Origin of the sequence: Geobacter sp. FeAm09 (genome assembly GCF_008330225.1) — a bacterium.
Classification (GTDB): Bacteria; Desulfobacterota; Desulfuromonadia; order Geobacterales; family Pseudopelobacteraceae; genus Oryzomonas.
The window spans coordinates 3,190,339-3,203,036 of the sequence record NZ_CP042466.1; the positions used below are offsets into that span (position 1 = coordinate 3,190,339).

13 protein-coding genes and 1 pseudogene are annotated in these 12,698 nt (G+C 62.7%); 13 read left to right on the forward strand and 1 reads right to left on the reverse strand.

The annotated features are described in order from the left end of the window. The first annotated feature begins 34 nt into the window (after window positions 1-34). The 9 genes from dapA (at window position 35) to FO488_RS15065 (ending at window position 8,405) form a co-directional block, all read left to right on the forward strand. Window positions 35-907 (forward strand): 4-hydroxy-tetrahydrodipicolinate synthase, encoded by an 873-nt coding sequence (gene dapA, locus FO488_RS15025; RefSeq protein WP_149211302.1) that lies wholly within the window; start codon window positions 35-37, stop codon window positions 905-907. A gap of 174 nt (window positions 908-1,081) precedes the next feature. Next, complete coding sequence (dapB, locus tag FO488_RS15030; protein ID WP_149211303.1) at window positions 1,082-1,885, forward strand: 4-hydroxy-tetrahydrodipicolinate reductase; 804 nt, start codon at window positions 1,082-1,084, stop codon at window positions 1,883-1,885. Between the two features lie 58 nt (window positions 1,886-1,943). Beyond that, the gene (locus FO488_RS15035; RefSeq protein WP_149211304.1) at window positions 1,944-3,536 is read left to right on the forward strand and encodes a sensor domain-containing diguanylate cyclase; all 1,593 of its coding nucleotides are present in this window, start codon (window positions 1,944-1,946) and stop codon (window positions 3,534-3,536) included. 231 nt (window positions 3,537-3,767) lie between these two features. Beyond that, window positions 3,768-5,000, forward strand: a complete 1,233-nt coding sequence (locus tag FO488_RS15040) for an LL-diaminopimelate aminotransferase (RefSeq protein WP_149211305.1) — start codon at window positions 3,768-3,770, stop codon at window positions 4,998-5,000. An 89-nt stretch (window positions 5,001-5,089) separates the two neighbouring features. Continuing rightward, window positions 5,090-5,425: a nucleotidyltransferase domain-containing protein gene (locus tag FO488_RS15045; protein ID WP_149211306.1), complete on the forward strand. Its 336-nt coding sequence runs from the start codon at window positions 5,090-5,092 to the stop codon at window positions 5,423-5,425. Further along, window positions 5,422-5,655, forward strand: a complete 234-nt coding sequence (locus FO488_RS15050) for a BrnA antitoxin family protein (RefSeq protein WP_240731984.1) — start codon at window positions 5,422-5,424, stop codon at window positions 5,653-5,655. Before FO488_RS15045 ends, FO488_RS15050 begins: the two co-directional genes overlap by 4 nt. A 165-nt stretch (window positions 5,656-5,820) precedes the next feature. Beyond that, entirely contained in the window at window positions 5,821-6,339 is a 519-nt protein-coding gene (gene tsaA, locus FO488_RS15055) for a tRNA (N6-threonylcarbamoyladenosine(37)-N6)-methyltransferase TrmO (protein ID WP_149211307.1), read from the forward strand. 258 nt (window positions 6,340-6,597) lie between these two features. Further along, window positions 6,598-7,866, forward strand: a complete 1,269-nt coding sequence (locus FO488_RS15060; protein ID WP_370514283.1) for a DUF445 domain-containing protein — start codon at window positions 6,598-6,600, stop codon at window positions 7,864-7,866. A 17-nt stretch (window positions 7,867-7,883) separates the two neighbouring features. After that, the gene (locus FO488_RS15065; protein WP_149211309.1) at window positions 7,884-8,405 is read left to right on the forward strand and encodes a GNAT family N-acetyltransferase; all 522 of its coding nucleotides are present in this window, start codon (window positions 7,884-7,886) and stop codon (window positions 8,403-8,405) included. Between the two features lie 9 nt (window positions 8,406-8,414). Here the strand turns inward: FO488_RS15065 and FO488_RS15070 are convergent, their stop codons facing one another. Further along, window positions 8,415-9,263: a mechanosensitive ion channel family protein gene (locus FO488_RS15070; RefSeq protein ID WP_149211310.1), complete on the reverse strand. Its 849-nt coding sequence runs from the start codon at window positions 9,261-9,263 to the stop codon at window positions 8,415-8,417. 182 nt (window positions 9,264-9,445) lie between these two features. Here FO488_RS15070 and FO488_RS15075 point away from each other — a divergent pair, with 182 nt between their 5' ends. From FO488_RS15075 to FO488_RS15090, 4 genes and pseudogenes are all read left to right on the forward strand, one after another. Beyond that, window positions 9,446-9,661, forward strand: a complete 216-nt coding sequence (locus FO488_RS15075; protein WP_149211311.1) for a hypothetical protein — start codon at window positions 9,446-9,448, stop codon at window positions 9,659-9,661. A 171-nt stretch (window positions 9,662-9,832) separates the two neighbouring features. Continuing rightward, the gene (locus FO488_RS15080) at window positions 9,833-10,012 is read left to right on the forward strand and encodes a hypothetical protein (RefSeq protein WP_149211312.1); all 180 of its coding nucleotides are present in this window, start codon (window positions 9,833-9,835) and stop codon (window positions 10,010-10,012) included. Between the two features lie 70 nt (window positions 10,013-10,082). After that, window positions 10,083-10,964 (forward strand): pseudouridine synthase, encoded by an 882-nt coding sequence (locus tag FO488_RS15085; protein ID WP_149211313.1) that lies wholly within the window; start codon window positions 10,083-10,085, stop codon window positions 10,962-10,964. Between the two features lie 272 nt (window positions 10,965-11,236). Continuing rightward, window positions 11,237-12,459 (forward strand): annotated as a pseudogene (locus tag FO488_RS15090) (serine hydrolase domain-containing protein). The last annotated feature ends 239 nt before the right edge of the window (window positions 12,460-12,698 follow it).

Below are 12,698 nucleotides of genomic sequence, written 5' to 3' on the forward strand. Positions count from 1 at the left end.
ATCGCAAGAGCCCACCCGCAAGGAGGAAAAGGGTATGTTTAGAGGAAGCATTGTCGCCATCGTGACGCCATTCAAAAATGGTGCGGTTGACGAAGAGAAGTTGCGTGAACTGGTGGAATTCCAGATTGCGGGCGGTACCGATGCCATCGTGCCCTGCGGCACCACCGGCGAGTCGTCCACTCTGGATTACGAAGAACACGACCGGGTGATCGAGGTCGTCGTGCATCAGGTCAACAAACGGGTCCCGGTCATCGCCGGCACCGGCTCCAACTCGACCCGCGAGGCGATCGAGATGACGGCCCATGCCAAGAAGATCGGCGCCGACGGCGCCCTGCTGGTCACCCCCTACTACAACAAGCCGACCCAGGAAGGGCTTTATCGCCACTACACGGCCGTTGCCGACGCCGTCGAACTGCCCCTGGTCCTCTACAACGTGCCCGGCCGCACCGGCGTGAACCTGCTGCCCGAGACCGTGGCCCGTCTGGCGCCCCACCGGAACATCGTGGCCATCAAGGAGGCCACCGGTTCCCTGCAGCAGGCGTCCGAGATCCTGGCCCTGTGCGGCGACCAGATCGACGTGCTCTCCGGCGACGACTTCATCACCTTCCCGCTGATGGCCTGCGGCGGCAAGGGGATCATCTCGGTGACCGCCAACATCATGCCCGCGGAGGTTGCCGCCCTGGTGGACGCCTTCGAGGCCGGCAACATGGATGAGGCCCGCCGCCTGCACCTGAAACTGCTCAAGATCAGCAACGCCATGTTCCTGGAAAGCAACCCGATTCCGGTCAAGACCGCCCTGGGACTGATGGGCAAATGCAGCGACGAGATGCGCCTGCCGCTCTGCCCCATGGGGGAGGCCAACAAGGCCAAGCTGGCTGCCATCATGCAAGAGTACAACCTGATTTAGACGCTCATTAATCTGCCACAGAGGCACAGAGATAGGCGGGAGAAACGCGTAGATGCCGAGGTAGATCCCGTTTGGGTTTGCAGCAGGGTTGTCGCTCTCTGATTCCTGTTTCTGCCGTCCTCTGTGAACCTCCGTGTCTCTGTGTCTCCGTGGCGGAAGTTAAAGGACTTTACCATGATCAATATCGCCGTTTGCGGCGCTGCCGGCCGTATGGGGCAGCGCATCATCAATGCCATTGTCGAATCCGAAGGGGTCCGGTTTTCCGGCGCGCTGGAGCGCCCGGGACACCCGCTGGTGGGCCAGGATGTGGGCCTGATCGCCGGCTGCGGCGCATTGGGAGTCGCCGTTTCCGACGACTTGAACGGCGTGATCGCCGCCTGCGACGTGCTGATCGATTTTACCGCCCCCAAGGTATCCCTCAAGAACCTGGAGGCATGCGGCCTGCAGAAGAAGGCCATCGTGATCGGCTCAACCGGTTTCACCCCCGAGGAGCGCGCCCTGGCTGCGGAACTGGCCAAGAGCACCCCGGTGGTGCTGGCGCCCAACATGTCGGTGGGGGTGAATGTCTGCTTCAAGATCTTGAAGGACATCGCCGCCACCCTGGGAGATGATTTCGACGTGGAGATCGTGGAGGCGCACCATCGCCTGAAAAAGGACGCCCCTTCCGGCACGGCCGTGCGCATGGGCGAGGTGGTGGCCGAGGCCCTGGGACGCGATTACAACAAGGTGGCCACCTTTCATCGCGAAGGAATCACCGGCGAGCGCACCAGGGAAGAGATCGGCATGCAGACCATCCGCGGCGGGGACATCATCGGCGAGCACACGGTCTACTTCATCGGCATGGGCGAGCGTATCGAACTGTCCCACCGCGCCATGACCCGCGACATGTTTTCCCGCGGCTCGGTTCGCGCCGCCAAGTGGGTCGTGTCCCAGAAGCCGGGTTTGTACGATATGCAGGATGTCCTGGGGCTGCGGTAGGCCCAGACAGAGCGCAGCGGCCACAGCACGCCCATTACAACGGGGAGTTTTCTGACCAATGAATGCCGGGGTTCCGTTCAGGCGACACAGCATCACCGTAAGGATGACCGTGGCGGTTTGCACCTTCGTCATCCTCTTCTCGTCGCTTTTGGCGGTCGCCTCCCTGCACTATTTCAAGCAGGAACTCAAGGAAACGATCTCCAGCCAGCAGATGACCCTGCTGACTGTCGTGGCCCAAGGCATCGACCAGAAGCTGACGGCCGCCCAAAAGACGGTCGTCGAGGCGTCCCGCGACGTCACTGCCGACATGGTCGCCGACCCGGATGCGGCACAACGGTTCCTCGACGGCCTGCACAGCGTCAAGAGCCTCTTCGACAACGGCATCTACCTGTTCTCGAAAGACGGGCGGATCATCGCCGAATCCCCTTTTCTGCCCGGCCGCCGCGGCAAGGACGTGTCGTTCCGGCAATTTTACCGGCAGACCATTGCCACGGGAAAACCGACTATCTCCACCCCCTTCATCTCGACCCACTCCCCCGGGACACCGGCGCTCAACATCACCGCTCCGGTGAGGGACAAGAGCGGTGCCGTGGTCGCCATACTGGGGGGCGGCATAAACCTGCTCCAGGACAATTTCCTCGGGGATCTGTCCCATACCCGCATCGCACAGAACGGGTATCTTTTTCTGGTGTCCGGCGACCGGACCGTCATCATGCACCCGGACAGGTCGAAGATCATCTCCGCCAAGATCGCGCCGGGCACCAACAAACTGCTGGACAAGGCACTGGACGGCTTCGAGGGGGTGGCGGAGAACACCAACTCCCAAGGGGTGCACGTCCTCTCCTCCTTCAGGCGCCTCCAAACCACCGACTGGGTCGTGGGGGGAGACTATCCGCTGGACGAGGCCTATCGATCGGTCTACCGGCTGGAGAGGTATTTCGCCGTGGCGGTGGTGGTCAGCGCCTTCCTGATCATCCTGATCATCAGGCTGATCATGGGCAGCTACACCAGTTCCCTGGTGCGTTTTGCCGAGCACGTCAAGCAGATTTCGTCCAAGAACGGCGCGGACCGGCTGTTCAAGCTCGAGAGCAGGGACGAGGTCGGGTTCGTCGTGCAGACCTTCAACGCCATGATTGAGGAGCAGGACAAGAAGAACGAGGAGCTGTTCTACATCAGTACCCACGACGCCCTGTCGGGGCTCTACAACCGCGCCTATTTCGACGACCAGATGGACCGCCTCTCCGCCGGCCGCATCGCACCGATTTCCGTGGTGATGGCCGACATCGACGACCTCAAGGTCTTTAACGACAGCCACGGCCACTCGGCCGGGGACGTGCTGATCACCACGGTCGCCATGATCCTGCTGGAATCGTTTCGCGCCGAAGACGTGGTCGCCCGCATCGGCGGCGACGAGTTCGCCATCCTGCTGCCGGGCGTGGATGCCCCCCATGCGGAGGTCGCCCTGAAGCGGGTCAGGAGCGTGGCCGACAAGTATGCCGCCCAGGCAAACGGCCTTTCCCTCTCCATCTCCCTGGGGTGTGCCACGGTGGAGGACCCGGCCAGGCTCGACGAGGCCCTGCAGCAGGCCGACCAGCAGATGTACCTGGATAAGGTGAGCCGCAAGCTGGTGGAAAAGGAAGCGGAACTGTAGGAGGTTGTTGAAAAACAGCCATCAGGCCTTCGTCCTCGAAGACCCTTTCGTGCGGCGTAGCGCCCGGCCTTCGCAGCCAAAGCTGCTTCGGCGGAGTAGGCCTGCTACGCCTCCTCAGGGCATTCTGTGGGTGCGACGATCTGACAATTTTTGAACAACCTCAGTTTTCACCAGTCAGTTGTAGCTTTCCGTTACGTTATATCCCTATCTTCAAGGAGGATTGAGGCACCAATGGCAAAAATCAACGACAACTACCTGAAACTCAAAGCGGGCTACCTGTTCCCGGAGATCGGCCGCCGCGTGCGCGCCTTTAGCGAGGCCAACCCGAGCGCCAAGGTGATCCGCCTGGGTATCGGCGACGTCACCCGCCCCCTGGCCCCGGCCGTGATCAAGGCCTTCCACGACGCCGTGGACGACCTGGCGACCACCGACAAATTCGCCGGCTACGGCCCGGAGCAGGGCTACGACTGGCTGATCGACGCCGTCATCGAAAAATCCTACAAGCCGCTGGGGGTCAGCCTCAAGACGGACGAGATGTTCATCTCCGACGGCTCCAAGTGCGACTGCGCCAACATCCTGGACATCTTCGCCCTGGACAACGTGGTGGCCATCGGCGACCCGGTCTACCCGGTGTACAACGACACCAACGTCATGATCGGCCGCACCGGCGAGGCCGACGACAAGGGGTACTACAAGAACATCGTCTACCTGCCGTGCAACGAGGCCAACGGCTTCATCCCGGCCCTGCCGGACCGGAAGGTGGACATCATCTACCTCTGCTTCCCCAACAATCCCACCGGCGTGGTGGCATCCAGGGCCGAACTGAAGAAGTGGGTCGATTACGCCCTGGCCAACGACGCGGTGATCTTCTTCGACGCCGCCTACGAGGCATTTATCACCGATCCCGCCATCCCCCACTCCATCTACGAGATCGAAGGGGCCAAGAAGTGCGCCATCGAATTCCGCTCCTTCTCCAAGACCGCCGGCTTCACCGGCGTGCGCTGCGGCCTGGTGGTGGTGCCGGAAGAGGTCATGGGCACGACCCCGGGCGGCGAGCGCTACAGCTTCAACAAGCTCTGGCTGCGCCGCACCACCACCAAGTTCAACGGCGCCTCCTACCCGGTGCAGCGGGCCGCCGCGGCGGTCTACAGCGACGAGGGGTGGCCCCAGATCAGGGAGATCATCGACTACTACATGGAGAACGCCCGCATCATCCACGAAGGGCTGGCGGCGGCGGGGCTCACGGTCTACGGCGGGGTCAACGCCCCCTACATCTGGCTCAAGGTGCCGGCCGGCATGACGAGCTGGGACTTCTTCGACAAGCTCCTGCACGAGGCCAACGTGGTCGGGACCCCCGGCTCCGGCTTCGGCCCCAGCGGGGAAGGATTCTTCCGGCTGTCGGCCTTCGGGAACCGGGAGAACGTGATCGAGGCGGTGGAGCGGATCAGGAAGAATTTGAAATAGATTGAGGAAGGGCGGCCGATTGGCTGCCCTTCTTGCTTTTTAGCCCGGGCATCAGTATACTTCCCTTAAGAAACATCAAGGGGTTATGCATGTTCAAGAACCTGAATGAGAGAGAAGAACAGGCCTTGCGGGATTTTCTGGCCAAGGTTGCCCAGCGCTTCGGGGGCAACTACCTCTACAGCCTCATGTTCGGTTCCAAGGCCCGCGGTGACGCCCACCCCGGCTCGGACATCGATGTGGCCGTGGTCATGCAGACGGCTGATTTCGATACCAAGCGCGCCATCTACGCCATTGCCTACGATGAACTGTTGAAAAACGAGGTGGATATCTCGCCGGTAATCTTTTCGCGGGAGGCTTTCGAATGTCAGAAGGCCGCTCACTTTCCGCTGCTTCGTGAGATCGAACGGGATATGGTGGCGTTGTGAATGATGCCATTCCCTCCGACGATCCGATGGCCCTATCCGGTATTCCGAAAATTACCGATTGGAGCGGGGCGGTTGTCGGCAAGTTCTATCGTCCCGTGAAAGAGGCGGTTACCGTCAGGCTGGATGCGGATGTGATTCATTGGCTCAAGCGCGATGGCAAAGGATATCAAACCCGCCTCAATGCGATTTTGCGCCGGGAGATGGAACGGAGCGGCCGTAAGGCGGCTTGAGAAGCTTTTTTGTTTTGTCGAGCTTGATGAAATATCGAAAGGATTCCGCATTCCTATTATCTTGTGCCCAGGGTGACGGGCGCGTTACAGGGAAGTGCCCCCGATTTTGCCGGAGCAGCGGGTTTCCTGTTGCCACCTCCTTGCACTTGCGCTAGCATTCCCGCCATGCTCCACATCCCCCAATTCACCTATCGTCCCATCGGCATCCTGCGCTCCCCCTATGCCCGCCGTATCGACGCCCCCCATCAGGGTACGGTGGTGGCAGGCACCGAAGCCGGAGAGGCCGCCACCGCCACACTGGAACTTGCGGAATGGCTGGACGGGAAGGTCATCCGGGATATGAACGGCTTTGACCGGGTGTGGCTGATCTTTGCCTTCCACCGGAGCGAAGGGTGGACCGCCAGCGTCAAGCCGCCGCGGGGCGGTCCGAAGCGGGGCGTGCTGGCCACCCGCTCCCCCCACCGTCCCAATGCCATCGGCCTGTCGGCGGTGGAACTGGTCGCGATCACGGGACGGACGCTCCATCTGCGCGGCGTTGATCTTCTGGACGGCACGCCGGTTCTCGACATCAAGCCATACGTACCCTATGCGGACGCCTTTCCCGACGCCAAGGCCGGCTGGATCGACGAGTTGGACGCCAAGCTCGGGTGCAAGTCGGCACCGGGTCCGCGTAGGCCGAGGTAATGGGGGCGCAAAGAGACATGCGTAACGCCGCCACTGCCGGCATCGTGCCCTCGGCTGCTGCGATGATGGTGCTGCGCGTCTGCGCCATTCACGGCAACTGGGCATTGCCGCGGGACCAGGGGCGCCCGGCGCCGCCTTTACGCGCCAACCGTTGACAAAAGCACCACAGCCGTGCCATAAGATACGCCGCGCCGCCAAAAGCCGCTTTCATCCAACGAAGCGGCTTTTGCTTGTCGGTGCGCGAGAAATGACCTGGAGATGTGTGTGGACAACAGAAAACAACTTTTGATCAAAAACAAGACGATAGCAACGGGATTGATGATCGGCGCGGCCCTTTTGTTCGTGGTGGCCCGCCTGCACAAGGGGCAAGGGGGCTGGGAGTGGGCCGCCGCTTTCGCGGAGGCGGCCATGGTCGGCGCCCTGGCCGACTGGTTTGCCGTGGTGGCGCTGTTCCGCCACCCCCTGGGGGTACCCATACCCCATACGGCCATCATCAAGAACAAGAAGGACGCCATGGCCGGGAACCTGGCCGGTTTCATCCGCGACAAGTTCCTGGCCGGCGACACCCTGATCGCCAGGGTGCGGGAGTACAATCCGGCCGAGCATCTTGCCGTGTACCTCATGTCCCGAGACAACGCCGCCGGGCTGGCCAAAGGGGTGACCCGCGTGCTGGCCGACTCCCTGGATTTTATCCATGACGAGCGGGTACAGTCGCTGGTGCGGGCCGCCCTGGGCAACCGACTGGAAAGCTTCGACCTCTCCGCCTCCGCCGGGTCGCTGCTCGATGCCCTCAGAAAGGACAACCGCCACCAGATCGTGCTCGACGACCTGCTGCGCCGCTGCGCCGCCTGGCTGGCGACCGAGGAGGCGCAGGCCAGACTGGCCGGCGCCATCGACACGTTTTGCACGAAAGAGTATCCGCTCCTGAGCGCCTTCATCCCCAACCGGGACCAGTTTGCCAAAGGGGTGGGGGAAAAGGTCGCACACCGGGTCAACGCGTTTATCCAGGAGGTCAATGCCGATCCGGTCCACGAGGTCCGGTACCGGTTCGACACCACCGTGACCGAGTTCATTGCCCGGCTGAAATCCGACCCGGCGCTACGCGCCAAGGTGGAGACGATCAAGGGTGAGGTCGTCCATAACCAGGCCATCGCCGATTATGCCCGGAGCATCGGCGACGATCTGAAGAGCTGGCTGAACAACGATCTGCACCAACCCGAGTCGAAGGTGCAGGAGAAGATCGGCGCGGCGGTTGCGGGCCTGGGCGCCGCCCTTCTGCGCAACCGGGGGCTGCAGGAGTCGTTGAACGCATACCTGGAACGGCTGATACTGCACCACGGGGATACGCTGCGGGCCGCGGTTGCCGGACATATCTCCGGCACCATGCAACAATGGGAAAGCGACGACTATACCAGCGAGATCGAACTGAGCATCGGTTCCGACCTGCAGTTCATCAGGATGAACGGCACCCTGGTGGGGGGCGTGATCGGCCTTTTGCTCCACGCCGCCTCCCTGTTGCTGGGGTAGCGGTTTCCGGAGGTACGATGAAAATACAAACCGTGACCATGGAACACCGGCCCAAGGTCTACGCCCTGCTGCGCCGCGCCTTTCCCGGCAGCGACCATGAAGCCACGCTGGTGGAGAAACTCCACGCGCATGGCAGGACCGTGCACGAATGGGTCTGCATCCATACCAACAAGGTTATCGCCTACGTCGCCTTTACCTCTGCCTATCACGGCAATGAAATCTGCGGCCTGCACCTGGCCCCTCTGGCCGTGGCGCCCGATTTCCAAAAGCAGGGGGTGGGTTCGGAGCTGCTCAGGTTCGCCCTGCGCCAGGAGGCGGTCAAAAGCCGGCCCCTGTTTGTCCTGGGCGAGCCGGGCTACTACAGCCGGTTCGGCTTCGAGCCGTGTAATATGCCCATCTGCCCGTTCGATACCGGCAACGCCCATTTCCTGAGCATGCGGAATAACGCCGCCACCAGTTTTGTGGTGGGCTACGAGCCCGAGTTCAGCGTCGCCGCCGTACCGCCCCGTCTCCACGGGAAGAAGCGCCGGACACGGTGAGCCGGGGAATCAGGGAGGGGGATTCAGGAAACGGACGTCGCGGCGGGGAACCGGGGTCTCGATCTTCTTCTCCCGGAAGGCTTCGATGACGGTCTGGTAGATCACCGCCTGGGCGGGAACGAAATCCTCGACCTTCACCCACGGCTTGATGGCCAGGACGACGGACGATTCAGTGAGGGCGGCCACGCCGACAACGGGGGCGGGCTCCCGCAGGACGCCGGGATGCTGCCGGAGGATGGCGTCCACGAGCGAAAGCGCCAGGGTAATGTCCGCACCGTACCCTACGGCCACCGTCAGATCAAGCTGGCGAATCGTGCCGTAGTTGTGGAGGATCTCCCCCACGATCTTCCGGTTGGGGACGATGACGCGGGAATGGTCCGTATGGAGCAGGGTGGTGGAAAACAGGGCGATGTCGGTTACCTGGCCGTAGACCCCCAGCAGCTCGATATAGTCGCCGATGGTGAACGGCTTCGCGAAGATGATCGTCAGCCCGGCCACAAGGTTCCCCAGGAGCCCCTGCATGGCAAGGCTGACGCCGACCCCGGCCACGCCGATCCCGGCGATGAGCGGCGTTACCTGCACCCCCATCTGGCCAAGGGACATAATCCCTATTAACCCTATGATCAGGAGCTTGACCACCTTGACGATGAGGTTGCTCACCGGCTCGTCATAGGCCCTTGACTTCAGCCAACGGTGGATGAGGTTGCCTGCCCAGCGGGCGATAAACACGCCGACGCCCATGAGGGCGATGGCGGTGAGGATCTGCATCCCGTGGTCGACGAAATAGAAAATCACCTTGTCGGTCAGTTCCGGCGAGGTCGCCACGGCCGCCTTTTTTACCAGTGTGCTGTCTGTCATGGGAGGAAGGGTATCACGGGATGGCGCGGCACGCAAGGGAGTCCGGGCAATTGTGTGGTGAATACGCACCGCATGGCGATTGAGGGTGGAAGTTCTGCGTACGATAGTGCATACTGGCAAAAAAGACCCCGCGCGGGAGGCCGCCTGAGGGCGCACGCGGTAATCCTGCTGGAGCGTAATGAATGAAAGTTGACCTGGATTCGATGAAAAACCTGCTGAGCAGGCGGGGCGACGAGATTGAAAAGAGTGTCGCCGGCACCGGCTACCTGGCAAAGACCGTCATGGGCGTCGGCACCTTTCTGCTCGATAACGAAGGTGACGTGGACCTGCTGACCGCCAAGCAGAAGGCCACGTTTGAAAGATTCCTGCTGCCGCTGCTGGGAAAACCGCCCCGCTAGCCGTTTGGGTGCCCCGAACCGGATGCAGATTCGACGACAGAGGCGGCCCATCGGCCGCCTTCCGTTTCTTCGGGATACCGGTGCCGGGGCGGCGCATGCCTCCGGGAGGAGGCAGCGCGGCGGCGCAGAGGAACGGACACGTTTGAGAAAATACCGACTGAAGGTGAAATCATGAGTCTATTCAACCTGTGGAACCCCGTGAAGGTTTGCCGCACCCGCATGATCAGCAAGGATTTTTTCGAGTGCAAGGTGAAACGCCCCGACCCCGAATTCTGCGAGCACTCCCTCCGCATGGGGGGAAGCTACATCTGCAACCATCTGGACCGCCTCGAATTCTCCAACAGGAAATAGCGGGGCGGCGCCGTTTCCCGTGCGCCCTGAAACCGCCTGAACGCCACCCCGTGGCGATCGAGGAGACCCTATGGGGATTTCCACACATCCTTCCGTCGTGACCATGCCGCCGGCCGAGAGGCCGTATCCCTCCATCCTCGCTTTCCTGTGCGGGAGATTCCCCGCTATCCCCCGGGAGGTCTGGGAAGAGCGGATCAGGGAAGGCAAGGTCATCGGCGAAGGGGGGCACCCCATAACCCTGGACGCGGAATACGCCCCCCTGCGGCGGATCTTCTATTTTCGCGAGGTCGCCGCCGAGCCGGTCATCCCCTTTGCCGAAAAGATCCTGTTTCGGGACGACCATCTCCTGGTCGCCTGCAAGCCCCATTTCCTGCCCGTGACCCCCGGTGGACGGTATGTGGACGAATGCCTGCTGAACCGCCTGCGCAAAAGCACCGGGATCGAGGAGTTGGCGCCGCTGCACCGCATCGACCGGGAAACGGCCGGCCTGGTGCTTTTTTCCGTCAACCGGGAGAGCAGGGGGCTCTATAGCCGGCTGTTCCCGAATGGCCTCGTCGAAAAGAGCTACCAGGCCCTGGCGGTGTGCCCGCCGCTCCAGGAGCCGGGGACGTGGGACGTGGTGAACAGGATCGAACGGGGTGAGCCGTGGTTTCGGATGAAGACGGTGCCCGGCACCGCCAATGCCCGCTCCGTCATCCATCTGGTGGAGGTCAGGGGGGGCGTGGCCCGCTTCGTCCTGCACCCGCACACCGGCAAGACCCATCAGTTGCGGCTCCATATGAGCGGTCTCGGTTTCGGGATCCTCAACGACCGGTACTACCCCGAGCTGCAGCCCGAGGGAGAGGACAACTTCGCCACCCCGCTCCAGCTTGTCGCCCGAAGGCTGCGCTTCAGGGACCCCCTCAGCGGCCGGGACCGGGAATTCGTCTCCGGACGCACGCTGTCGTGGTAGCCCGGCAGGGCCGCCCCGTGGGGATGGCCCCGATTCGCGTGACCGGCATCACAACATTTGCATCCGTTCCCATGTTATGGTAATCACTGGAGTGTCATAGCCGCCCCGGATAATCGCCCGGACACCTGCGATCAACAGCCTGTACCCCGTAAAGGTCTATCGTGCGTCTCTTTTGCTGCCTCATTTCCTGCTGCCTGTTTTTTTCCGCGTCGCCCCTCTTCGCATCGGACGACCTCCTTGATTACGGGCGTATGGCCACCATCGACCTTCTCATGGAGCGGGCCATTGCCGGCAACCTCATCGCCGGCGGCGTCGTGGTGGTCGGAGACCACAACGGCATCCTCTCCAGCACCGCCCGCGGACGGCTGAGCGCCCGCCCGGACGCGCCGCCGCTCGACGGGCGGACCATCTTCGACCTCGCCTCCCTGACCAAGGTCATCGCCACGGCGCCGGCGGTGATGAAACTGCTGGACGAGGGACGGATCTCCCTGACGGACCCCCTGCCCCTCTGGTTTCCCGAATTCAAGGGGTCCGAGCTGGAAAACGTCGCCATCATCCACCTGCTGACCCACACGTCAGGGCTCGCCGATTTCGACATGGGTACGGAAGAGGCCATGAAAAACGCCATCCTCAGGGCGGCGGCGGAGAAAAACCGGCCGCGGCCGGGCAGCAGCTTCCACTATGCGGACATCAACTTCATCCTGCTGGGCGAGCTGGTCCACCGGGTTTCAGGCAAGCCCCTGAACGCCTTCTGCCATGACGAGATCTTCGCGCCGCTTGCCGCTGCCGAGACCATGTTCCTGCCCCCCAGGACCTCGCGGGTCGGATCGCCCCCACGGTGGGGGGGGACGGCGGCATCGTGCAGGACCGGAATGCGCGCCGCCTCGGCAGCGTTGCGGGCCATGCCGGCCTGTTCAGCTCCGCCCAGGACCTTGCCCGGTTTGCCCGGCTGATGCTCGCCGGAGGGGCGCTTGACGGCAGGCGCATCCTGTCCGAGCAGACGGTGAAACAGATGACCACCCCGTTCTCCTGCCGCAACGGCACGGTCGTGCGCGGCCTGGGCTGGGACATGGCTTCTCCCTTTTCCGCGCCGAAAGGGAAACTCTTCTCGGAGGCATCCTTCGGCCACACCGGTTACAGCGGCTCTTCCATCTGGATCGACCCGAAGCAGGACCTGTTCGTGATTCTCCTGACCAATCGCCTGGACTACCAGAATATCAGGCAGTTCAACAAACTGCGCAGCGACATCTCCACCCTTGCCGTGGCCGAGTTCCGCAAACCGGGCGATGGCCACGACCCGGCGGCGGCGCCGGAGGTTGCACGGATCGCCCCGGACCCGCACCAGAAGGTGGTTGAGCGGAAGCCTGCAACCGTTTCACACCGCGTCAGACTGGTGGCGGCGGCCTCCAAGCACGCCAAGGCGTACCGTCAGTACGCCAAAAAGAGCGGCAAAAACCATCGGCACAAACCCTATGGCCGGACCCGCCGGGCGTAGAGCCCCGGAGGGGCCCCCGCAGCGCAGGGAACAGGTGACGGCAGAACGGCAAAGGGCGGCCCCACGGCAGCCCTTTGCCGTTTTCCGTGGGTGCGGCGTTTTCCATCTCCCCGGAGCAGCCGCTGGACGGCGGAACTGCGCCGTTCTTGACGGGGAAGCGGCATGGCGGCACAAGGCGCCCATTGCAGTGTACCCCCTTTTGTGCTATTCCCAGAACCTGGCGGCACAAAGGTATTTCA